The sequence below is a fragment of the Nostoc sp. genome, from assembly GCF_036919895.1.
Taxonomy (GTDB): domain Bacteria; phylum Cyanobacteriota; class Cyanobacteriia; order Cyanobacteriales; family Nostocaceae; genus Nostoc.
On sequence record NZ_JBALBW010000132.1, the window covers coordinates 61,520 to 84,152 of the forward strand.

General features: G+C 40.7%; 18 protein-coding genes. 8 read left to right on the top strand and 10 right to left on the bottom strand.

What is annotated here, in order from left to right:
* Positions 1-356 precede the first annotated feature (356 nt).
* The 3 genes from ftsZ to V7K55_RS25550 all read right to left on the bottom strand — a co-directional run bounded on the left by ftsZ (position 357) and on the right by V7K55_RS25550 (position 3,381).
* Positions 357-1,673 (bottom strand): cell division protein FtsZ, encoded by a 1,317-nt coding sequence (gene ftsZ, locus V7K55_RS25540; protein WP_334835841.1) that lies wholly within the window; start codon positions 1,671-1,673, stop codon positions 357-359.
* Between the two features lie 54 nt (positions 1,674-1,727).
* The gene (locus tag V7K55_RS25545; protein ID WP_334835844.1) at positions 1,728-2,018 is read right to left on the bottom strand and encodes a hypothetical protein; all 291 of its coding nucleotides are present in this window, start codon (positions 2,016-2,018) and stop codon (positions 1,728-1,730) included.
* A 508-nt stretch (positions 2,019-2,526) separates the two neighbouring features.
* Positions 2,527-3,381 (bottom strand): cell division protein FtsQ/DivIB, encoded by an 855-nt coding sequence (locus V7K55_RS25550; RefSeq protein ID WP_334835846.1) that lies wholly within the window; start codon positions 3,379-3,381, stop codon positions 2,527-2,529.
* Positions 3,382-4,075: 694 nt separating this feature from the next.
* On the opposite strand from V7K55_RS25550, the gene V7K55_RS25555 reads away from it, so the two are divergent.
* Positions 4,076-5,407, top strand: a complete 1,332-nt coding sequence (locus V7K55_RS25555) for a P-loop NTPase fold protein (RefSeq protein ID WP_094327579.1) — start codon at positions 4,076-4,078, stop codon at positions 5,405-5,407.
* 95 nt (positions 5,408-5,502) lie between these two features.
* Positions 5,503-10,548 carry an nSTAND1 domain-containing NTPase gene (locus tag V7K55_RS25560; RefSeq protein ID WP_334835848.1) on the top strand — a complete coding sequence of 1,682 codons (5,046 nt, stop codon included), beginning with the start codon at positions 5,503-5,505 and terminating at the stop codon, positions 10,546-10,548.
* A gap of 103 nt (positions 10,549-10,651) precedes the next feature.
* Here the strand turns inward: V7K55_RS25560 and V7K55_RS25565 are convergent, their stop codons facing one another.
* Positions 10,652-11,002, bottom strand: coding sequence for a hypothetical protein (locus tag V7K55_RS25565; RefSeq protein WP_334835851.1), 351 nt, complete (start codon positions 11,000-11,002; stop codon positions 10,652-10,654).
* 766 nt (positions 11,003-11,768) lie between these two features.
* On the opposite strand from V7K55_RS25565, the gene V7K55_RS25570 reads away from it, so the two are divergent.
* The 4 genes from V7K55_RS25570 to V7K55_RS25585 all read left to right on the top strand — a co-directional run bounded on the left by V7K55_RS25570 (position 11,769) and on the right by V7K55_RS25585 (position 15,588).
* Positions 11,769-12,599, top strand: a complete 831-nt coding sequence (locus V7K55_RS25570; RefSeq protein ID WP_334835854.1) for a photosystem II manganese-stabilizing polypeptide — start codon at positions 11,769-11,771, stop codon at positions 12,597-12,599.
* Positions 12,600-13,519: 920 nt separating this feature from the next.
* The gene (locus V7K55_RS25575; protein ID WP_334835856.1) at positions 13,520-14,296 is read left to right on the top strand and encodes an RNA polymerase sigma factor SigF; all 777 of its coding nucleotides are present in this window, start codon (positions 13,520-13,522) and stop codon (positions 14,294-14,296) included.
* 165 nt (positions 14,297-14,461) lie between these two features.
* Positions 14,462-15,334 (top strand): hypothetical protein, encoded by an 873-nt coding sequence (locus V7K55_RS25580; RefSeq protein ID WP_334835858.1) that lies wholly within the window; start codon positions 14,462-14,464, stop codon positions 15,332-15,334.
* A 2-nt stretch (positions 15,335-15,336) separates the two neighbouring features.
* Entirely contained in the window at positions 15,337-15,588 is a 252-nt protein-coding gene (locus V7K55_RS25585; protein WP_334835860.1) for a hypothetical protein, read from the top strand.
* A 167-nt stretch (positions 15,589-15,755) separates the two neighbouring features.
* On the opposite strand, the gene acsF is transcribed toward V7K55_RS25585, so the two are convergent.
* Entirely contained in the window at positions 15,756-16,832 is a 1,077-nt protein-coding gene (gene acsF, locus V7K55_RS25590; RefSeq protein WP_334835862.1) for a magnesium-protoporphyrin IX monomethyl ester (oxidative) cyclase, read from the bottom strand.
* A 422-nt stretch (positions 16,833-17,254) separates the two neighbouring features.
* On the opposite strand from acsF, the gene V7K55_RS25595 reads away from it, so the two are divergent.
* Entirely contained in the window at positions 17,255-17,749 is a 495-nt protein-coding gene (locus tag V7K55_RS25595; protein ID WP_334835864.1) for a TM2 domain-containing protein, read from the top strand.
* A gap of 61 nt (positions 17,750-17,810) precedes the next feature.
* On the opposite strand, the gene V7K55_RS25600 is transcribed toward V7K55_RS25595, so the two are convergent.
* A complete protein-coding gene (locus V7K55_RS25600; RefSeq protein ID WP_334835866.1) occupies positions 17,811-18,470 on the bottom strand; it encodes a DUF2996 domain-containing protein in 660 nt (219 codons plus the stop codon).
* A gap of 220 nt (positions 18,471-18,690) precedes the next feature.
* On the bottom strand, positions 18,691-19,794 hold the full coding sequence (locus tag V7K55_RS25605; protein WP_442949115.1) for a DMT family transporter: 1,104 nt from the start codon (positions 19,792-19,794) through the stop codon (positions 18,691-18,693).
* 205 nt (positions 19,795-19,999) lie between these two features.
* Here V7K55_RS25605 and V7K55_RS25610 point away from each other — a divergent pair, with 205 nt between their 5' ends.
* Positions 20,000-20,362, top strand: a complete 363-nt coding sequence (locus V7K55_RS25610; RefSeq protein WP_334835870.1) for a hypothetical protein — start codon at positions 20,000-20,002, stop codon at positions 20,360-20,362.
* A gap of 250 nt (positions 20,363-20,612) precedes the next feature.
* Here V7K55_RS25610 and V7K55_RS25615 read toward each other — a convergent pair whose 3' ends face one another.
* The 3 genes from V7K55_RS25615 to V7K55_RS25625 form a co-directional block, all read right to left on the bottom strand.
* On the bottom strand, positions 20,613-21,188 hold the full coding sequence (locus V7K55_RS25615) for a hypothetical protein (RefSeq protein WP_334835873.1): 576 nt from the start codon (positions 21,186-21,188) through the stop codon (positions 20,613-20,615).
* A complete protein-coding gene (locus V7K55_RS25620; protein ID WP_334835876.1) occupies positions 21,169-21,387 on the bottom strand; it encodes a hypothetical protein in 219 nt (72 codons plus the stop codon). The genes V7K55_RS25615 and V7K55_RS25620 overlap by 20 nt, the downstream gene beginning before the upstream one ends.
* Before the next feature lie 63 nt (positions 21,388-21,450).
* Complete coding sequence (locus tag V7K55_RS25625) at positions 21,451-22,323, bottom strand: D-alanyl-D-alanine carboxypeptidase family protein (RefSeq protein ID WP_334835878.1); 873 nt, start codon at positions 22,321-22,323, stop codon at positions 21,451-21,453.
* Positions 22,324-22,633: the final 310 nt, after the last annotated feature.

A 22,633-nucleotide genomic window follows, 5' to 3' on the forward strand; every position in this document is an offset into this window, starting at 1 on the left:
TTAAGTTTAATGGGTTGCGGTGGTAGATGTAACTATGTCTACGACGGGCTACGCTTAAGCATTCCTCGTCGGGCAGGTCTTCTGATTTATTTATTCCCAAAGCACAGCTAGACATGGAAGCCAGCAAACTCCTGCCACAGTTAATTCTATAAGTAGCTTTAACAAATTTCTTTACCAATGAGCAAAATTAGGGATGGCAACAGATTGCTTATCCCTGCTTTTGGTAAAACCCTGAAACTAACAGATTTTATACAGCACTCAGCCTAACCTGAGACTGCTAATTTAATCTAAAATCTCAAATCGTTCGACTGAGCGTAGCTGTTCGCGCAGCGTTCCGCAGGAAAGTCCAAAATCTTTTAATTCCGTGGTGTTCGTCGGTTTCTCAAGAAGTCAGGTATATCCAATCCAGGTTTTTCTTTTGGTTCTGGAATTGGAGTTGGAGTTGCAGTTGGAGTTACAGTTGGAGTTGGGGGATTAACTACGGGTTGTTGTGTCGTTGGTCGCTTCGAGGTATTAGGTGCTACTCGAACGTTAGCTACACTTTGTTGTACGGCAGCTTGCACTTCACCTGTAAATCCGGTGGCAATTACAGTAATTCTTACCTCTCCTTGGAGTCTGTCATCAATTACAGCCCCAAAAATAATATTGGCGTTGGGATCAACTACTTCATAGATTGCTTCTGCGGCTGCATTCACTTCATGCAAAGTGAGGTCAGTACCACCAGTAATATTAAATACAACTCCTCTAGCGCCTTCAATAGAAGACTCTAGTAACGGCGAAGAAATAGCTGCGATCGCAGCTTCTCTGGCTCTAGATTTCCCAGAACTCACACCAATTCCCATCAATGCCGATCCCGCATCTGCCATAATAGCTCGGACATCAGCAAAGTCAACGTTTACCAAACCAGGGATCGTGATGATATCAGAAATACCTTGCACCCCTTGACGCAGCACATCATCTGCATAGCGAAAAGCTTCTTGCACAGGCGTTTGTTCGGGGATCACTTCCAGCAATTTGTTGTTGGGGATAATAATCAGTGTATCTACCCTACTTTTTAGTCCTTCAATCCCTTGTTCTGCTTGGCTGGTGCGGCGGCGACCCTCAAAAACGAATGGACGTGTGACTACCCCAACAGTCAGAGCGCCCATTTCTTTTGCTACTTCTGCCACGATTGGGGCTGCACCAGTTCCAGTACCACCACCCATACCTGCGGTGATAAATACTAGGTCAGCACCCTCTAAAGCCGTAGCAATTTCGTCTCGTGATTCCTCAGCTGCCTTTTGACCAATGGCAGGATTACCACCTGCTCCTAAACCCCGTGTTAGTTTTTGGCCAATTTGTAATCTACTGGGAGCGCCTGCCAAAGTTAAAGCTTGGGCATCAGTATTAATTGACCAAAATTCTACACCAGAGACATCAGATTCGATCATGCGGTTAACGGCATTGCCACCGCCGCCACCGACACCAATCACTTTGATGTTGGCAACCCGACCAGGAACAATCTCGCCAATTCGGCTATTTTCCGCAGAAATCTTCTTATTATCGTGATTTTGTCCGAAGTTCAGCCCAGAGTTATTAAACGGATTGGTCGAGTTAACTGCTAGAGAGAACCCAGGCTGTCCCGGAGATTGGGAATTTTTATAGGTAAGTCCTTGGTTATTATCAAGTGTCATTGGATTTGTGAAAGGGTAGATAAACGACTTTTTCAGGTGCTATTCACCTAAGAGTCAACTATAGTTTGACACTGCCACAATACTATGGCACTGTTTTTTATTGTTTTCACTACTGCCAAGCCTAACAGAATTGGCAGTGCGAAAATTTGCTATGGGATAAGCTTTTAACGCAGCCGATCGCACAGCCAATTCTAGAGAAGTATACCTATATTTATCTAAAAATGACCTGTATAACTTCAACCAGACATTAATCTCTTGGTTCTTTTCAGCAGAGGGCATAACTTGTAAAGACACACTATAGCGCCTCTTCTCTCCTTCAATAATATTGTTAATAAGTTTCACCATTGGGGATGATTGCAACTTTAGACACAGAGTTTACCTTATACTTACTTATCCTTAAGGTTGAAGTAAAGTAAGAATTTACTTGTCAGACTATACCTGATTAATTTGTTCTTTGGGAGGTCTTAATGGACACTTTGTTTGAGCGATAGTCTATCTTACGAGAACCCTCACTAGTATGGTCAAAAAATCAAGATTTTCCTAGAGGTTTTGTAACCCAATAGGAATTTCTTTTTTCCGCACTGGCTTTAGTCAGATAATCTATGGGCAGAAGGCATTTTACACGCCATAGACCATGATTAGATTGTCCGACATCTTGCACCCTAATATTTAGATGTTAGGGTAACAATTGAGATTCTTTTACCCGCAACAGAGACTTTATGATTGATCTTCTCATTTTCATTAGAAGTTAATGCCGATTTTCGTGTGGTTTGCTGGAAAACTGAAAAGAATAAATACATTTATCAGCAGAAAGCTTCTTAATTTACCAGGAGCTATCAATACATTAAATATGCTAGATGTTTTTAGGGGTTTTGGGAGTTATTTTTTGGTCTTTTTGGTTCATCTGTACTAAGGGAAATTCGGGATTTTTCAGATCAATATACTCTATTTGAGCGGAATTGAGTTTTGTTGATAAATGGCGCATTTGGGCGAGTACCTTAATTTGTTCGGGCAACTGGGGGCCTGGAACGCCAAGATGTACATTTCCTAGTTCTGTTTTCAAAATTAAATTCGCTGGATTTTGGCAATCAATTTCCATAATTTTTACGGAACTTTGGCTGACAGCTTGATGAATTTGAGTCCAGTAGAGACAGTATTGTTTTGGCGACCCAATTACTCTGAGATTGGGTAGTTTCCTAGTGGGATTCAGTGATGTGTATTTTTCTAAAGGCATCCAGGCCCCACTGGCATCTAGTAAGCCGATTGTGATTTTTTTGTTGCCAGTGCCTTGATTTTGTCCACTTGGTGTTTGAGTTACCGCGACAGGGACTCTTTCTTGGATTTCGATGTTTAATCCAGGGGGAAAGAGGCGACGTCTGACGATCGCTTGGGCAATAGTTGGTTGTTTTTTCAAAGAGTTAGCGATCGCTACTGGTTCAATCCGCCACAAAGATTGGGGATAAGATAGCACCAACAGGGATTTAGTTGTCTCATCCGACAGTAATTGATTGCCTGATTTCATCACTACTTGTTTGGGAGTTTTTAACACCCACATCGGTTGGATTGCCACCCACAGCAATCCACCCGCCAAACCAGTAATGGCAAAAGTTCGCCAAACAGCTTGAATAATTTTCATCTGCCGCCGCCGCCGTAATTTCTGACGACGCTGGGCTAGATCCGTGCGGGAAACTGATAATATGCCAGCCATTTAAACCCCTTTCTGGTTCAATCCAAATTCCTTGACGCGTTTGCTTGTATCATTATTAATCTCAGTAAACACTGTCGGCATCTATTAGCCACTCTCCTCAAGACTTTTTTATTTTTAGTAACACTTTACAGTAAGTACACAACCAACCTGGCGCTAGTCATACCTCCTATTAAAGTTTCCGGTGTCCATTAATAACTCACTGTTGTCTTTTTGACAAGGGATCGTCAAATATTTTTTATTTAAAGATTACAAAATATTAATTTAAATATTTCTGATTTTGTTTTCTTGACAAATAGAATGTGAAATGATAACTAAGTATTCCTGAATCTCTGTATAAATTGCTATAATTCATACCAGTCCTACCTCATCAGCCCAACAAACTGGGAATCATCCAATGTGGTAGCTTTTTTTACTGATTGACTCAGCCAGAAAGGTTTGTGCCAGGTCAAATAAAAGCTACTGCATTGGCAAAACCTCAAGAGCAGGTGTAAAAAGGACAGATATGCTTAAGGTTATTAGGGTCAATTAAATCTCTACCGCACTACTGACAGTGATTCTGTAATAAATACTGTCTTTTGCAAGATACTACCAACTTGCGAATTAATCGTGTGCCTACATTCAGGCTAGAGATTGTTTGTATAAAAAATACGAATAGAACTGCATCTCCATACATCTACATACGCCTCTACATAATATGAAAACGACATTAAATTTGTCACGTTTTTACAAAGCATGTAATCCAAGTTACACGCTTAATATAAGTAACGTGCTAGATCGCCAGTATTACATAGATTTTGCTGATGTCCGTGGTTGCAAGATTGTTGAAGAATTGCAACGGACTATAGTTAGGATTTCTCCTGATGAGCCAACTTGCCAGTTATTTACAGGTCATATTGGCTGCGGTAAGTCAACAGAATTGCAGCGCCTAAAGACAGAACTAGAATTGGCGGGATTTCATGTAGTTTATTTTGAGTCCAGTCAAGACTTAGATATGGCCGATATAGATATCAGCGATATTTTGCTGAGTGTAGCCCGTCAAGTCAGTGCCAGTTTAGAAGGCATTAACATCAAACTCAAAGGTGGTTACTTTACCAATTTGTTCAAAGAAGTAGGCGATTTTTTGCAAAGCCCCATAGAGCTTTCTGGGCAAGCAGAGTTGTCTTTGGGTATTGCCAAAATTACTGCCAAAACTAAAGATAGCACCCAGGTGCGGAATCAGCTTAGGCAATATTTAGAGCCACGTACCAATAGTATTTTGCAAGCAATTAACGAAGAAATTTTAGACAAGGCTGTTGAACAGCTAAAGCTGCGGGGTCAAAAAGGACTGGTAGTGATTGTAGATAATTTGGATCGAGTGGATATGCGTCCCTTAGCATCAGGGCGATCGCAACCAGAATATCTCTTCATCGACCGGGGCGAACAGTTACGCCGACTTAAATGCCACCTAGTATACACCATTCCCCTGACCTTAATTTTCTCCAATGAGTACGAGACACTAAAAAATCGTCTGGGGGGAGGGATTGCACCAAAAGTACTACCGATGGTATTAGTGCGGCAAAGAGATGGTAATGACTACGAACCAGGGATGTCACTAGTACGCCAGTTAGTTCTAGCAAGAGCTTTTCCAGAAGTTCCTTTGAATGGAAGGCTTTCATTAATTACAGAATTATTCGATTGCTCCCAAACTTTGGATCGTCTCTGTCGCGTTAGCGGTGGTCACATTCGCAACTTATTGGGTTTACTTTATAGCTGTCTGCAACGGCAAGATCCACCTTTTTCTAGGGACTGCTTAGAAGCCGTGATTAAAGACTACCGCGACGATCTGCTATTAGCTATTGATGAATCCCAGTGGGAATTATTGTTTGAAGTAGTGCAGCAGCAGAGAGTTAAAGGTGAGTCTGACTACCAGAGTTTACTACGAAGCATGTATCTGTTTGAATATCGCGATCCTCTAGGGCGCTGGTTTGGCATCAGTCCAGCCCTTGCAGAAACAGAAAAAGTTTTAGCTTGGCAACAAAACAAGTAACAGTTCTGAGTAAGTTAATTGTCATTTATCATTAGTCCTTGGTCGTTTGCCATTGGACTAATGCCTCATGTCCTATGCCCAATGCCTAATAATCAATGACTAATGACAAGCCGCTACGCATCTACACCAAAGAAAATCAGCATACTTTGCAAAGACTGATTAGAGCGATCGCCCTTTCCGAAGGTCAATTTGCCCTGATTTTAGTTCGGTGTAACTATGGGCAATTACGCGAGCAAATGTTAGAAAATATTCGCTCCATCACCAAAGATATCAATATTAGAGAAATCGTTCTCAATCCATCAACTACTTCTTTACACAACACAATAGTCTCAGAACTATCTTTAGATAACCCTGCTGTCGTCACAGACTCTTTACCAGCATCTGTTATGGTTTTTGGTCTTGAGTCAGCGATCGACCTAGAAAACTTACTTACAGGCATTAACCAAGCGCGAGATATCTATGCTGCGACTTTTCCATTTTCAGTGGTGTTGTGGCTACAAGATGAAGTGGCATCATTGTTGTCCAGATTAGCACCTGATTTTAAAAGTTGGGCTGCAACCACAATTAAATTTGAAATGGCAAAAGCAGATTTAATTGCTTTGATCCATCAAGAAGCAGAATCTTTGTTTACCAAAGTTTTAGAAGCAGGTGCTGAAACATTTTTATCTAATGCCTCCCTAGATTTAGATCCTAAGTCACAACATCGCCACGAAATAGAATCAGCCCGTAATGATTTGCTGCGCCTATATGGTGTTCAATTAACACCAGGATTAGAAGCTAGTTTAGAATTTGTGTTAGGGCGAGATAAATACGCCAACGATCAAATTAATGGTGCTTTAGCCAATTATCAAAGAAGCCTAGCGTTATGGCAGCAGGAAACGAAGAGAGTAGCTGACTGGGAGAGTAATTCTTCTTTCTCCCTTTCATGTCCTCACCCTACCTCTCCCTCGTCTTTACTCAAGCAAGCAATAGTGCTATTCCACCTGGGGCTGTGTTATCACCGCATGGCAGACTTACACCACAATAGTAATAGTAGGTATTGCGAACATGCTCTCTTGTGGTTTAAACAATGCCTGGAGGTATTGGAGGGTGTAGAAAGAGAAGACTTAGTTGCTAAATTTATTTTGCCTACTTGTGAAATGCTGCAACGTCTGCAAGCTTGGGATGACTTAAAAAAATTAGCTCAAAAGTCATTACATCTACATAAAACCTATGGAACTCCTGCACAAATTGCTCAAAATTATGGTTTTTTGGCAAATGTGGCAGCTTCTGAGTCGAATTGGATACTAGCTCATGAATTAGCGAATACAGCACTTTCTATCTCCGAAGAAGCAACAGAAATTCCTCTACGAGATGCTTTGCGAACACGACGACAAGAAAGTTGGTATCTGCTCTTGGTTGCACGTACACAGCGACATCTAGGTGAATCAGAAGAAGCGATCGATAACCTGGAATGGGCAAGGGTAGTTTGTGAGCTACAACATCAGCCATCACTTTATTTAGAGATTTTAGAGGAACTGCGATCGCTTTACTTTTTTGAACGTCATAACTATACAGAAGCCTTTAAGCTCAAGCAAGAAAAAATTCAAATAGAGCATCAGTATGGCTTTCGTGCCTTCATTGGAGCAAGTCAATTACAGCCGCAACGTTCTAAAATTAACCCAGCATTAGAATCTCAAAAAATACCGTTTATTCCTGAAGGAGTTGCCCAAGAAATATCAGCTTCTGGACGACAGCAAGATGTAAATCGGTTGATTGAAAGAATTAGTCGTACTGACTATAAACTGACGGTAATTTATGGGCCATCAGGCGTAGGCAAAAGTTCAATTCTTAAAGCTGGTTTAGTCCCAGCGCTGATCGGAAAAGTTATCGGTGAACGCATTCCTATAGCTATTGTTTTGTCTGTTTATACTGATTGGCTCACAGTCTTAATCAGCAGTCTCAACCAAGTACTAGCATCCACAGGAATATCGGTTAATCCTGACTCTACACCCACTATACTGCTAGAAAAAATTCGGTTAGCAGTCGAGCGAAATTATACAATAATTCTGATATTAGATCAGTTTGAAGAATTTTTCTTTATTAGTAATCCTCCCACACAAAGAATAGAATTTTATCAATTCTTTAGTGAATGCTTAAATATTTCTTATGTCAAAATTATTCTTTCATTAAGAGAAGACTATTTACATCATTTGTTAGAATTTGAACGGTTAAGCCAAAAAAATAGTATTGGACTATATGATTTAGGTATAATTAATAAAAATATTCTCGATAAAGACATTCGTTACTATCTAGGGAAATTCTCTAGTCAGGATGCTAAAGCCATAATTCACAGTCTTACTAAACGTTCACATTATGAACTAAGCGAGGAATTAATTAACCGATTAGTCCAGGATTTGACAGGAGAACTAGATGAAGTACATCCAATTGAATTACAAATAGTTGGCGCTCAATTACAAATAGAAAATATTACCACTCTTGGACAATACAAACTCTGTGGTGGCTCGGCAAAATTAATTGAACGCTGGCTTGGGGAAGTGATCAAAGATTGCGGTCAAGAGAATGAAGAGTTAAGTTGGAAATTATTATTTGAGTTAACTGATGAAAAGGGCACGCGACCGTTAAAAACTAAAGCTGATTTAGCGGCTGCATTAGTTAATAACCACGATCTAGATACAATATCAAGCTTTGACACAGTTGGAGAACTGATTTTAGAAATATTGGTGGGTTCAGGTTTGGTATTGCGAGTCAGAGAAGAATTAAGCGATCGCTACCAGCTAGTTCACGATTATTTAGTTGAACCCATTCGCCAAAAAAACAACTATGGTATGCTTGCCGAATTTGAAAAAATCAAACTCGAAAAAACTAGAGCGGAAGTAGCCCAACAACTTAGTCAAAAGCAACTCAATTTGGTGTTGCAACGCCGACTGCGAGAAGCACGGATTGTCGGCGCAATCCTAGCAATCATGGGGGGAACAATAGCAGCATTATGGTGGCAAGCCGACTTGCAAAAAACAGCAGCAATTCGCCAAACTCTCCGAGCGGAACGCAGTGAAACCAACTTGAGAATTAGTGGAATTACTGCTGCTAGCGAAGCTCTATTTGCGTCTAATAAAGAGTTTGATGCTTTATTAGAAAGTTTGCGGGCTTGGAGAGGACTTAAACAGGCAGATGGAGTACAACCAGATACCCGAATGCGGGTGGTGACAGCCCTGCAACAGGCAGTTTATGGGGTAACAGAAGTTAACCGCTTGGAAGGGCACACCGATATTGTCTGGGGAGTAAATTTCAGTCCAGATGGTCAAACCCTAGCATCAGGTAGCCGAGATCGGACGGTGAAAATTTGGCATCCTGATGGTACTTTACTCCAAACCCTCAAAGGTCACACTGATGCTGTTACTTGTGTAAGTTTCAGCCCAGATGGTCAAACCCTAGCCTCCGCCAGCCTCGACAAAACAGTGCAAATCTGGCACAAAAACCCGGTTACAGGTAAATTTGACCCTAAGCCATATAAAACCCTGAAAGGACATAAAGATTGGGTTTATAGCGTTAATTTCAGTCCTGATGGTGAGTTGTTAGCTACTGGCAGTAAGGATACAACCGTAAAACTCTGGCGTAAAGATGGTAGCTTGGTAAAAATACTGAGAGGACATCAAGGGTGGGTTAACTGGGTAAACTTCAGTCCCGATGGTCAATTCATCGCCTCGGCTAGCGACGATAAGACAGTGAAAATCTGGCGACGCGATGGTAGCCTGGTTACAACTTTGCAGGGACATCAGCAGGGTGTGATTGTAGCTATTTTCAGCCCTGATGGGAAATTTTTAGCATCAGCAGGTCGAGATAAGATAGTGAAACTTTGGCAGAGGGAGAGCAACGGCACTAAAGACGGTTTTGATTTTCGTCCTTACAAAACTTTACGGCACCATAGCAGCACAGTGTGGAGTTTAAGCTTTAGTTCCGATAGTAAAAAGTTAGCTTCCGCAGGCGAAGACAATACCATAAACCTCTGGAGTATCACTGGAACTTTACTCAAAACCTTCAAAGGACACAGCGATGCTGTTGTTAGCATCGCTTTCAGTCCAGATAATAAATTGCTGGCTTCAGGAAGTTTCGACAAAAGCGTGAAACTATGGAGTTTAAATGCCCCAACACCGTCTATTCTTCAAGGACATCAGGATCGAGTTTTGAGCGTTGCTTGGAATCCCAACGGTCAGATGCTAGCTTCTGGTAGTAGCGATCGCACCGTAAAGCTCTGGAAACGATACACCAATAATAACGAGGTGAAAACCCGACTTTACAAAACTTTAGTAGGACACAAAAATAAAGTTCCTAGTGTCAGTTTTGACCCCAAAGGTGAAATGTTGGCTTCAGGAAGTTATGACAAAACCGTGAAACTTTGGCGGCTTGACGGTACTTTAATCAAGACTCTCCACGGACATAGCGATAGTGTGATGAGCGTGAATTTCAGCCCCGATGGTCAGTTTTTGGCATCAGCTAGCAAAGATAAAACGGTGAAACTGTGGAACCGTCAAGGCAAGTTACTCAAAACCTTAGTCGGGCATCAGGGTTGGGTAAATAGCGTAAATTTCAGCCCTGACGGTCAGATTTTAGCCTCCGCTAGTGATGACCAAACGGTGAAACTGTGGAACCGTGAAGGTAAGTTGCTGAAAACTTTTTCGCCCCATGACAGTTGGGTTTTAGGTGTCAGCTTTAGTCCCACTGATGAGTTACTGGCTTCTGCCAGTTGGGATAACACCGTAAAACTGTGGCGACGAGATGGTACCTTGTTGAAAACCTTGTTAAAGGGGTATAGCGATAGCGTTAATGCTGTCACTTTCAGTCCCAATGGTGAATTGCTTGCTGCCGCCAGTTGGGACAGTACGGTGAAACTCTGGAGTCATAAAGGCAAATTAATTAAAAGTCTTAATGGGCATCATGCTGCGGTGTTAAGTGTAAGTTTTAGCCCAGATGGTCAAACATTAGCATCAGCTAGTGATGACAACACAATAATTTTGTGGAATTTAAATCTTGACGATCTGCTTGTTCGTGGTTGCGACTGGGTAGGTGATTACCTCAAGCACAACCGTAATCTTGAAAAGCGCGATCGCCTTCTTTGTAATGGCATAACCCACAAACCCTAAGCAGAGGTGGGAAATTATTATTGACTAATGACTCTTAAAGCCTCAATGAGCAACCGCTCTTGGTTTAGCGGTTGATGAGGCGATCCGAGTTGTTAATTTCGAGCTAATCAGCAAAGGAGCGATCGCTTTCCAAAACTTCACGGCTATTTTCTTGGGGAGCCTCTTGTGGCAAATTCGCTAAAAAGGCTTGTAGCCTCATGCGCTCAATATAAGGCCAACCTCCCTCAGACTCAATATCTTTCAGCAGTGAGTAAAGTTGCCGACGGTTAACAGGTAAACTCTCTTGAAAAACCCCATCCCGGATCTCTCGATGTAACTGTTCTAGTTGCCGCAGCAAGGCCAAAAGAGCTACAGTATCGCCTTCACAATCCCGAACTGCATCATCCACTACAGTTACGAGCGTTTGCAGTTTACAGGACAACTCCCCTGATTCCAGATTTTTGCGATCGTTCATCCCAGCCTTTCCGTATAAATGAGGTCAACTCAAATTTACCGGAGATTTTTAATTTTCCCTAGTTCCTCTTGACTCACTGCGTCCCCCATCCCTTCACTTACCTAAGTAAGGGTTGAATATAACTAGATTTGTATCTTTATTAAAAGCAATTGCGATCGCTCCTAAAAGAGCGTAGTAACCTTTAGCATAGCCTCCACAGCAGCTAGATGCGATCGAGACGAGATTTTCTTTGATTTTGAGTACTTTGATTTTGAGTTAAAAAAAATCGTATGATCTGGCTAATTTCCCCATCAAACAATGGGCTGTATGTAGTAGCGTCACATACATGATACAAAAAGACTTGGGCGAAGCTGCTTTTGCAATTGGCAAAAGTAAAGTGCGAAGCAGACAACTCTCTTCGTACTCTTTGAGGCAAGCACTTATGCCGCTCTGTGTGGCGCTTACTCATCCACACGCCCAAATCTAACAAATGCTACCAACAGTAAAACTGCTGGTTTTTTGCTTCCCTAGTAACACACATCCAACATGGATGCAGTGTGTTACTCAGTCTGGGGTTTACATCCCAAGCTCAAGAGAACGACACGTTTAACTACGTTTAGCAGAGAAAAGTTTGAGTGACGACTTCCAACCTATACGCCCGGACACTTGTTTAAACTCTGGCAATCAGAGCAATGCAGTATCCGATCGAGGATGGCTTCTCGTCAGAGATCAAAGCTTCGATGCAGTTTTACAACTTAGATATTAATTTTTGAGATTGAGGTTGACCATGAGGTATCGCGCTTTAATTGTTGCATTCTTGGCTTTGTGCCTGGGACTAATCACAGCTTGTAGTGATGCTCCTGCTACTAGTAGTAGAGATGTACTCACTTACGATCAAATTCGTGGCACTGGCTTGGCGAACAAATGCCCCCAACTAGCAGAAACAAGCCGTGGCTCCATTCCCATCGATTCTAGCCAGTCTTATGCCATCAAAGAACTTTGCTTAGAACCAACTAGCTTCTTCATCAAAGAAGAACCTGCTAATAAACGCCAAGAAGCAGAATTTGTTGCTGGCAAATTGTTGACCAGATACACTTCCACCATTGACCAGGTGCAAGGTAATCTAAAAATCAACTCAGATAATAGCTTGACTTTCACGGAAACTGATGGTCTTGATTTCCAAGCCATCACCGTACAACTTCCTGGTGGTGAGCGAGTACCTTTCCTCTTCACCATCAAAAACTTGGTTGCTCAAACCCAACCCAGTTTGAGCAGTATTAACACCTCCACGGACTTTGAAGGCACTTTCAAAGTTCCTTCCTATCGTGGTGCTGCCTTCTTAGATCCCAAAGGTCGTGGTGTGGTCAGTGGTTACGATAATGCTGTGGCTCTCCCCGCTACGGATAATGAAGAACTTACCCGCACTAACGTTAAGCGTGCTGAAAATCTTAACGGCAAGATTTCTCTGCAAATCGCTAAAGTAGATAGCTCTAGTGGTGAAATTGCTGGTACTTTTGAGAGCGAACAGCCATCTGATACAGATTTAGGTGCTGGCGAACCTAAAGAAGTCAAAATTCGCGGTCTATTTTTTGGACGGGTTGAACCGAGTCGTGGCTAAATTCTCTGGACTTAGATAACTGACCTGGCATTCAGAACTACAATTCTGTCAGCATCAGGTTTCATCACAAAAGTTAACTTCTTTGCCCCCATTTTCAGGGCTGTTTCATTCCTATAAAAGCCTTACAGAGACGAAAGAGACAAGAGAAAAATTCCTTCTTCCCTTGTCCCTAGTTTTTCAAGAGGCTTTGAAAGAATGAAACAGCCCTGCCTTTTTTTAGGGAGTAGGGGGAATAAGAAAAATATAATCTGAATAAATTGGATAGTTTATTTTCTGGAAGTCCCTAATATAGTTTAGTTAAGCATTTCTTCCTTCTCTGCAAAATGCTGCGCGTTTGCATAGAGTCTCGTAGAGATGGCATTACCTTCGGCAAACCTATCTGCATCTACGTTAAAAAAAATTTCCTTTGACCATTGATTGAACCGTATTGCGCCCAGTACAAAAAAGGCTATCTCACTATTTTATTTATTGGCTTGCGTAAATATACATACTTTTACTAGATATTATTAGTAATTTTTAATTGTTGGATAAATCTTGTTTGAATGGACACGTAATTTTACTGTAAATCAAACTTTTACCTATCCCAAAACAATCCGACTACTGTTGTTTTGTTTATAAAAATTAGCTTCACCATTAATTAATTAAAGTTAAGTAAAATCCCGGTTTTATATTTAGTGATTAATTTTATATTTTATTCCTATGTAGTTTGAAAAACAGCTACAGATAATCCCCAAGATAAATAACAAACTAAATACCAATTTCGCTCATTTAAACTTTGCTCGATTGTCAAGCAACTCTATGGAATTTTTTTAGAAAAACGTTCTTGTTGTCTAGAGAATTTGCTATACAAATACAGCGCGATCGCAGTTAAGTTTAAAAGTGAGTAATTGATTGTTAATTTACTCAATAAATACGGTGCTATGCCTACCACAGTCACCAATGAACTAAAACATGAAATTTGGCAGTTGTTGCGAGAATATCAGCAATCTCGGTCAGAAAATGTTCGCAATCAACTGGTAAAACTAAATTTTGGACTTGTGAGAAAAGAAGCTCACTACTGGACAAATCAATGTCATGAAACCTACGATGATTTGATCCAGGTTGGATGTTTGGGCTTAATCAGAGCGATTGAAAAATTTGAACTTTCCAAGGGACATGCCTTTAGTTCCTACGCTCTTCCCTATATTCGGGGTGAAATTCAACACTATCTCCGAGATAAAGGTGTTACCGTGCGAATTCCTCGGAAGTGGTTAGCATTGCAACAGCAAGCAATAGGAGTGTCACGCTCTTGGCGTGAAAAGCATAATCGCCAACCAACAGACACCGAATTAGCAACAGCACTAGAAATTTCCCCAAACGAATGGCAAGAAATTAAGTTAGCGTGGATAAATCGCTCTCCCTTGAGCCTTGATGTACCAATCCAAGATGGAGAAGAAGGCTCTACTTGTTTGGGAGAATTAGTTCCAGATCCTCACTATCGCAGCTTTCAATTGGCACAAGAAGATCAACTTCGCTTGCAACAAGCATTAGTTCAGCTTGAAGAACGTACCCGCGATGTGTTGGAATGTGTGTTTTTACAAGATTTGACACAAAAACAAGTTGCAGAACATCTAGGAATCAGTGTCGTCACAGTTTCCCGTAGAGTCAAGAAAGGTCTGGATTTGATGAAACAGCTTATGGGTGTAGCAGACGATTAACTGCAAAAAAACTGAATCCGCAGTTATGCTGGGCTGCTAGTGCCAAAAATAACCCTTGAATTGTAAAAAATTAGGTTATAAAGGGAACATACTTTGCCTTTGATACAAATTTCAGGCATGTTGATTTCCATTTTTAAATTTTCCAATGGCTTTTGAGAACAGCTCATGGGCAGAAATTCAAAAATTACAATTGCAGCTATTTTAACCTTAGCGATCGCTGGATGTGCTTCTGAAGATACACCACAAGCCATCAATCCCGCGCCGATTCCCAAAATAGCAGCAAAGTCGCCACCTGTGGCTCAATCCTTTAAGAATCCAGTGATCCCTGCCAAACAGGTTTCACAAGTTACCCCCGGATCTGTTAGCTTGATTCAATCTACTAATGCTACAGAGCGGGCACCGTTAATTCTGGTATCAAAAGAGCGGACTGATCCGTTTGCACAAGTTTTCGGACAGATGGTTACTAGAGTGTCTACAACACCTGGAAGACCTGTTCCCGTGTTGCCTAAGCTACCGACTGCATCGATACCAGTACGAAAACTTCCAACACGCAGCGTAGCTTTAAATCAGAATCAGAAAAATCAGAATCAGAAGAAAAATAACATTGCTTCTGTACCAAAAAAAGTCAATCCTACTTTGACTTCAGTTTTACCTAAAGTTTTGCCTCAAGTTGTCTCCAACCCCACTTTAGTATCTGTACTGCCACCACCGGCACAACCTGAGTTAGCAAGGGCAGTTATTGTGAGTGGTGTAGTTCTAATTAGTAAGGAACCGCAGGCGATTATCAAAGTACCGGATGAGCCAACGAGTCGCTATGTGCAGGCGGGACAGCGATTGGCCAACGGCGTACTTATTAAACGGATTGAAATGAATGGAGGCTCTAATCCGATTGTAATTTTTGAACAATTTGGTATAGAAGTTGCCAAAATGGTAGGGGAAGGGGCTGTCAACTCAACGCCATCAGCTACATCTGCTAATGGTAATCCTGTTTCAGCGACAATACCCTCCTCAAATCCTTTTAATGTTGGAGCTTCATAAAGATGGAGACTAAGGAAAAAATTGAATTTGCTGGTTTGCCTTTAGCTGTCTATAGAGAGCTAGCAGCTCATTTGTGTCAAGTCGAAGGGGTAGAAGTGGATTTAATCCCCCAATCATCCCAACAGTTTGATTACAATCAAAGTCAAATTGGTGGCTTGTCTATTTCGTGGACAGCAAACTCTGGTTCAGAAAGTAGGCAACAAGTTAACCAAATTTTGGCTTACTATCAGAATCGCTATATGAATCCTATTTGATTTGTAAAAATTGAAGCCTCAGATTCCTGATTTCTTTGAGAAGTCGGGAATTTTGTTGTTCATGAATGATTAAGTAGAGGTATAGTGTCAGGCATTGACTGTTACAAGAAAAAAAAGTGGTTCTGCAATTAACAGAACCACTAAAGCTTTCGCAAACCTGTTATAAATTAACGAACTGCCCCTTGAGCAGAAACAGTATCAATCGGTTTCATCAGGTACAGCCGTAATAACTGCCAACCATTGGAGATGTAAAGTGGCAGTTTCTGGAAGAATTGCAGGAATTTAGGAATGTTAGAATTAGCGATCGCACCCAGCTTTTCATTATTGCTGATACAAGTATCCAAGCGCTGATAAAATTCTGGATTCTCTACATCCAGCATTAGAGGGAACACCCGACCCGCGTTTTCGTTAGTCTTCTGAATTACGTGGATGTCGTATTCTCGTGCATCCAATCCCAAGGTGGCGTAAAAGTCCTTGCGTTGGATGTCATTAAGATACATTGTCGCAAACACCGACAACAGGAAGAACCGACTCCATAGCCGTGCTTTCCAATCATTCAACATTTGCGGCTGAGATTTCATGACCGCATCAAAGAAATCACTGTGACGGTTTTCATCCTGACACCAGTTCTCAAAGAACCGGAAGATTGGATAAACCCGGTCTTCGGGATGTGTTTCTAAATGGCGATAAATAGTGATGTAGCGCCAATAACCAATCTTCTCAGAAATATAGGTGGCGTAGAAGATGAATTTCGGTTTAAAGAAGGTATAACTGCGACTCTTAGTCAAAAACCCTAAATCTAGGGAGAGATTAAAGTCCGACAAAGCTTTATTCAAAAAGCCAGCGTGACGTGCTTCATCTCGTGACATCAGGTTAAAGCACTCTGCCAATACGGGGCTTTTCCCTTTCAAGCGACGGCCGAGTTCTTTATATAGCAAAAAGCCAGAAAACTCTGCCGTACAGGAACGTTCTAGAAACTCAACGAATAACTTGCGAGTTTCCCCATCAATATGATCCCAGGATTGGTCAAACTCCGCATCCCGAACAAAGTGATGGCGATTGTAGTCAGTGCGGAACTCTTCGAGAATGGCTTGTAACTCGTCTTCATTGACGGAAATATCCATCCGCGCCATTTCATCAAAATCGGTAGTATAAAACCGAGGTGTTAACAGGGTTTCTTTTGCCGGGACTTTAATCCCTGGCCGGATTTCTTCAAAGCCTGGTTTTTTGAGGGAATCTACCATGTCTTGATTGCTCTTTCGTCTTTATTATCTTAAGTAGACCCTTTGGCTTGGTGCAGTTTTCATGGGGGAAGACCCCAAGATAGGACTGCCTCACCAGAAAGCCAAGGGTAATGTTCTGTTAAAGCCTAACAGCCCACAATAATCCAATTGTATAAAGTTCAGTCTACCAAGGTGCGGGTGAGAAATTTGTAAGCAAAAGATTAAGAGTTGCAACAATCATTCAATATTTACGGAACCAATAATCGCAGATTAGTAGTCAAATAAACGTAGTTCAGCGATTAGCACTGTTTCGATCGAGTGGAGTAGCACGCACATTTTGTATTTCAAAAGCACTTTTATCTCAGTATTTTTCTGTAGTTGCTACTACAACATGGACAACCCATCTTAGACAACAAGAGCAAATCCAAAAGGTTGAAAACAAGATGAATCCTGAAAACAATCAGCATAAAGACCGACTTCTTGTCTCTTATATTTTGTGTGCAGTTGGATTTTTCGGATTAGGAGGACTGCACCGCTTATACAATGGCAAGATAGGCACGGGTTTGCTGTGGCTGTGTACTTTTGGTTTGTTCTATATAGGACAGACCGTGGATTTGCTTCTCATCCCTGGCATAGTTGACGAATACGAACACAACCTAAGATTAAAAGCGGGTGTATCTCCCTTCGGTGTGCCGTTGAACCAAGCAGTGGTTGCCTCTCAAGTCCACCGCCCAACAGGCAACCAACTAATGATTAAATTGATTGAAGCGGCGGAAAGCAAGGGTGGTATTTTAACCGTCACTCAAGGCGTGAAGTTCACGGGATCTAGCTTTGCTGAAGTAGAAGCTACTCTCAATGAGATGTACAAATCAGGTTATGTAAAAATAGATAACGACCCCAACACTGGAGCCGTTACCTACCATTTTCACGAACTTTAAATTTTCATTTGTCATTTGTCCTTTGTCAAAAAACCAATGACCAATGACCAATGACCAATGACTAATTTATACCTAGCCACTTTTGACCGTCCAAGCGCTGAACTAAGCCAAATACCAACAAATCGAGCGTAATTTTGCGCTCATCGATTAAGAATGACTCAAGAGTGCTAGGTTTTTTGCCTTCATTACAGGAAAATCCCTTTTTGCCTTGAATATCTTCTTCGGGGAAATACAGGTTAAACTGACGCAAACCTTTTTCTTTCCAAGTGCCAATAATTTGCCAGCATTCTTCAGCAGATTCAAAGCCAGTAATTGGCAATTTCTGCTTGGCAAAAGACACCTGTAAATCTTGCACACCTTGTTGAGCGATCGCTTTTTGTAAAGCTGGCAAGTAGTCTTGCTCAATAAACTCTACAAATGGCTTATCTTCAACAGATGGGGCTTTTTCCTTTTTGGCAGCTTTAGCTGCGGCGGGTTTTTCTTCTGTTGCGGCTGGTGCTGGTTTTTCTCCTACTGCGGCTTTGGCTGCGGGTTTTTCTCGCTTGGGGGGTGTCGCGCTTGGTTTAGCAGCGTTTGAATCTGGCGCGTTGGCAGTCGGGAGGTCTGTGGCTTCGGGTGAATCTGTACTAGGAGCGTTTTCTTTAGCCACACTGGGAGCTTGCTTGTCAACAGTGCTGGGAGCTACTTCTCCCGCTTGATTTTGATTGGTTTGGTCTGCCATTGCTCAGGTCAATCCTTTAATCTAGCTTTGGGAGCGATCGCTCACCTTGATATATCTGGTATTTTTATTTTGACATACTAGTGCAGCAGGGCAATAATAACTGTACAGTTCAAAATAACGCAAAGGCTTAGGGCATAAGCTTTCTTTGCTTCTGTCCCCTATGCCTTCAATTTTAGATTTTAGATTATTCAACCCAAAACCCAAAATTCTTCCGCCTGATTCAAATTCCCTTGAATCCCATATCAGCTTCTACCTGTTGCTGTGCCGCAGTAGAATTTACCTTGCCAGACGCAATGCTAGAAGTCTTACGCCAAATTCCAAACTGGCTCAAAAATATGCCTACTAAAATCACGCTACCGCCAATATATTGAGGTAAGGTAGGGGCTTCACCCAAAATAAAATAGGCTGCTATGATGCCTACAATTGGGCCAAATGAGCCAATTAATGAAGCCGTAGATATAGTACAAGTTTTCAAGCCTTTAATCAAAAAAGACTGGCCTACCACCACAATCAACCCACCATATAAAAACATCCATTGCCATAAGAATGGTGAGAGGGCATTAGCGAAATGATCGCTGCCATAGAGGACTAAAGCAATGAAGAAAAAGATTATGGTTCCTAGTGCAGTCCGAAAAATGCTATAGATTCCCAAAGGAATTTGCGAAAGGTATTTCTTACCAATAATGGTAGAAGCGGTTCCAGCTATAGACGCTACTGCTGCTAAAATTTCCCCTATGCCTAAACTAAAACCTCCCATATTCATCATTGTATCTGTTGGAGGCTGAAGGATGATAGTTAGGATAACACCAACAAACGCTGCGATCGCTCCGATAAATTCCCAAATATTTACCCGTTCTCTCAATAACCAGACTGATAAAGCCAGAGTTAGCGGCGGTTCCAAGCGTCCCACCAAGATGATATTGTTCACCCCTGTGACTGAAAGTGCCTGGAAAATTAAGCCAGGAGCCAACGCTCCCGATAAAATAGCTACTGCTGTTAGACTGACCCAATCTTTCCTTGAGAGTTGCTTCAAAGTAGCTTTGTTCCACTGTCGCCCATAGATGAGGATCAGAAGTATCAAGGCGCAAAGGTTTCCCACAAATAAAACATTACACAAAGAAATCGGATTGCGTTCGCCGATAAAATGTTCAGCACCAATTTCTGTTAGCTTCCGGGTAACTGCGCCAGATGCGGCAAAAATTAGCATTGCCAGCCAGAGATATGTTTGTCCTGAAACTCTATGAACTAGGTGATGTCGTCTTTTGGGTCTAGTCACAATAACACCACTGCAATAAAAGCATTGCTCATTATAAATTGCCGCCATTCTTAACTGAATGAGGTTTTGTTGAGAAAATACTTAAATTATGCTGTGATTTTGAGTTCGCATCATTGCCTGAGAAAGTGCTGAGAATCAACTAAGTTTTCTCAAAGGATAAATTCATGAAAATAGTGCTTTAGTTTCAATAAGTTCTCACTCTCACCTGAGATGCTTGGGATGTTCAGGATAAAACAAAAAAGAGGAGTCACAAATGAAACTCGCACCCTTACTTACAACTTTTGCTTTGGTTGGTTTTTTTACAGTTTGGGACGCACCACTAAAAGCGATCAATCCGTCATTAGTACAGGCATCAGCAGCCGAAGAAATGTCTGTAGCCCAAAAACTAGATTTGCTGACTAAAAGTAAGGGTCAGATTGGTAGTGGCGATCAACTTCGTCGTTTCTTTTTTGGTGACTTGGAGCCAATCGGTATCCAGATAGGTGGTGCAGGTCATGTAGTTAACCTTTATAACAAAGCCAATGATGTCACATTCGCTTACTGTTCTCATTATGATGTGATTGTAGCGATTAAGAAAGGTAAGGTGACTAAGTTTGAACCCAGTGAAGTGAAGTAATACTAAATCCACTTTTCAATTAATATTTTGCTAAAACCAGAGAAGCAAAACTACATGCGGTAGGGGCAATTCATGAATTGCCCCTACCTGAAAATTAGTGTTTTTGCTATTGTTGCGTAATTTCTGACATTTAGGTTGCGATGTTTAATAACAAGCTGCTCTGCATCTACGACCTAAAATTCTTGAACAAGGGGCTTAAGCTCCTTGTCTCAACAAGCTTGATTTGATAAAGTTTCATAAATAATTGGTATTAAGATTTGCCAGATGCTACAATCTCTTTGAAGTTATTCCTAGAGTCAGTTAGACATTTCACGATTTTATTTGATGAGCCATTAGAGCCTATCGTTAACATTTCTCTTAAAAATAATTTATTGTTCTTAATCGATAGATAAATATCTGTTTTTTCAATAACTTTATTCAAGAAGATTGTCAATTTTTCACCGTGCTGTTCTCTTTTTTGGTCAAAGTCTGGAATTTTGTCTCTTAATACCTTGTGAATTTGAGATATAGGAATACCAACTTGCTTAAGCTGATTTAATTGCTCAATATTTTGCTTTAATCCCTGCAAAACTTTCTTAGTTTCTACGAAAATATCATCATTTAATGAACTCTGGTTCTTTACTTCGTTAATTGGAATATCCTCTATTTTTGCTTGGGGAGCAGGTATAGGTATAAAGCGATGTCTACGACGAGCTTCGCTTACGCAAACAGACTTAAGAACCCGATTAATTTGTCCTTCGTAAGCACATCCAATTACAGTTTTTCCATATTCATGGAGCTTTTTAGCTAAAGCGGCAAATGCACCATCACCTGATATAATTGACAATAACTCCAACTATATTACTAGCATTGGCAGATTCTTTAGCAAAGCGATCGCTTACCCATTTTCGCAACATTAAAGCTAAATTATCATTGAGTTTGCTTAAGTTATGTTGCAGAATTGGATATACTTCCTGATTTTGATAAGTTGCTCTTAATAAATCAATTAGGAAGTTTTGCTCCTGGTTAGCAGCTTCGTTTGCCATAGCTAAATCCCTGACAATACATCTTTTAGATTAGTATTCCCAAATTTTCATTTCATCTAACAATTAAAGTGGTGTAATCCAATAAATAATTCCCCGGATAACTTGTTTATTAAAACCAAACAGAGGTAAATTATCTTCAGCTAAACCCACATAAGTCCAATGGGGAACATCATTTTCTACAGTTTGAAACCAACCATTTTGATTCAGAGCTTTTCTTTGTTCTTTACTATCTACACGTAAATCAATTGCTAAACCCCAGAGATGTTGTGAAGTTCCTGGAGGTGCAACTAAACCGAGAATTTTTGTTTCTTTACCCTGTTGAACTTTTGCTAAAGTTTGATTATTAGCATATTTCTGCCAAAATCTTAAATTTGTGTTAAAAGTGCGAGTACAATCACCAGAACCATAACCAGATTTTAGCGGTATATGTTGTTTAACTCGCGCTTTATTTAGAGCGTCAGCCGCCGATTTTTGTAAATAACAATCATTAGTGCTATCAACGCGACCCATTGTTAAAGTAGATTGAAACTCTTGGGTTTCCTGTTCATTAATAAGGATGTTTTTCGGCGGTAGTTTAATTTCAACATCTTGATTGACAAAAACTGCACCATAAGTTCGTAGCAAAGTATATTCATAAGTACCAGGCTGGGGAATTGTGGTTAACTTCTGGCTAACCGCAGATAAAAAACGCTGTTTTCCATTTAATTCTGGGTTGGGAATAAATGGTTTTGATGTTGTTTGTTTAGAGGTATCTATGCAAGGTGATGAACCAGTTGTCGAGCATACATTTAATGGTTGAGCAGTTCTAGCAAATTGGTGGTGGGTAATCTCATTACTAGCTACTAAGACAAAAATCATCCCGATAACTATACCGATGAAACTTGCCTTTCTAAAAAATCTAGTAATACTTTTTTGTTTTCTGATGGTGAGCTTCATTTTTAAATAGTTGTTTAGCTTATTCAAGGATTCAAGTTAATAGAATTATTGAAAACTCTGTTATTGATGAGTTGAAGTCATAAATATTTTATTGTTACTGAACTCTAGTCTTATCCAAATTGTCCAAAATCTTTAATACATACCAGTCAGAGACTAGATTGGATTAATAACTAACCACGTGAACAATAGCTGCGATAAATAACCCGGAATGTTGTCACAAATATTAAAAAATACAATATTTTTTGTTTAAGACTCAATTTAAAAAGTAAAAGATTTTAATTGAGTACTAGTAAATTTGATAACTTTTTTA

What these genes read in the sequence shown, in the direction of transcription:
- ftsZ (WP_334835841.1), bottom strand. Translation starts at nt 1,673, where the DNA reads ATGACACTTGATAATAACCAAGGACTTACCTATAAAAATTCCCAATCT.
- V7K55_RS25545 (WP_334835844.1), bottom strand. Translation starts at nt 2,018, where the DNA reads ATGGTGAAACTTATTAACAATATTATTGAAGGAGAGAAGAGGCGCTAT.
- V7K55_RS25550 (WP_334835846.1), bottom strand. Translation starts at nt 3,381, where the DNA reads ATGGCTGGCATATTATCAGTTTCCCGCACGGATCTAGCCCAGCGTCGT.
- V7K55_RS25555 (WP_094327579.1), top strand. Translation starts at nt 4,076, where the DNA reads ATGAAAACGACATTAAATTTGTCACGTTTTTACAAAGCATGTAATCCA.
- V7K55_RS25560 (WP_334835848.1), top strand. Translation starts at nt 5,503, where the DNA reads ATGACTAATGACAAGCCGCTACGCATCTACACCAAAGAAAATCAGCAT.
- V7K55_RS25565 (WP_334835851.1), bottom strand. Translation starts at nt 11,002, where the DNA reads ATGAACGATCGCAAAAATCTGGAATCAGGGGAGTTGTCCTGTAAACTG.
- V7K55_RS25570 (WP_334835854.1), top strand. Translation starts at nt 11,769, where the DNA reads ATGAGGTATCGCGCTTTAATTGTTGCATTCTTGGCTTTGTGCCTGGGA.
- V7K55_RS25575 (WP_334835856.1), top strand. Translation starts at nt 13,520, where the DNA reads ATGCCTACCACAGTCACCAATGAACTAAAACATGAAATTTGGCAGTTG.
- V7K55_RS25580 (WP_334835858.1), top strand. Translation starts at nt 14,462, where the DNA reads ATGGGCAGAAATTCAAAAATTACAATTGCAGCTATTTTAACCTTAGCG.
- V7K55_RS25585 (WP_334835860.1), top strand. Translation starts at nt 15,337, where the DNA reads ATGGAGACTAAGGAAAAAATTGAATTTGCTGGTTTGCCTTTAGCTGTC.
- acsF (WP_334835862.1), bottom strand. Translation starts at nt 16,832, where the DNA reads ATGGTAGATTCCCTCAAAAAACCAGGCTTTGAAGAAATCCGGCCAGGG.
- V7K55_RS25595 (WP_334835864.1), top strand. Translation starts at nt 17,255, where the DNA reads ATGAATCCTGAAAACAATCAGCATAAAGACCGACTTCTTGTCTCTTAT.
- V7K55_RS25600 (WP_334835866.1), bottom strand. Translation starts at nt 18,470, where the DNA reads ATGGCAGACCAAACCAATCAAAATCAAGCGGGAGAAGTAGCTCCCAGC.
- V7K55_RS25605 (WP_442949115.1), bottom strand. Translation starts at nt 19,794, where the DNA reads ATGGCGGCAATTTATAATGAGCAATGCTTTTATTGCAGTGGTGTTATT.
- V7K55_RS25610 (WP_334835870.1), top strand. Translation starts at nt 20,000, where the DNA reads ATGAAACTCGCACCCTTACTTACAACTTTTGCTTTGGTTGGTTTTTTT.
- V7K55_RS25620 (WP_334835876.1), bottom strand. Translation starts at nt 21,387, where the DNA reads ATGGCAAACGAAGCTGCTAACCAGGAGCAAAACTTCCTAATTGATTTA.
- V7K55_RS25625 (WP_334835878.1), bottom strand. Translation starts at nt 22,323, where the DNA reads ATGAAGCTCACCATCAGAAAACAAAAAAGTATTACTAGATTTTTTAGA.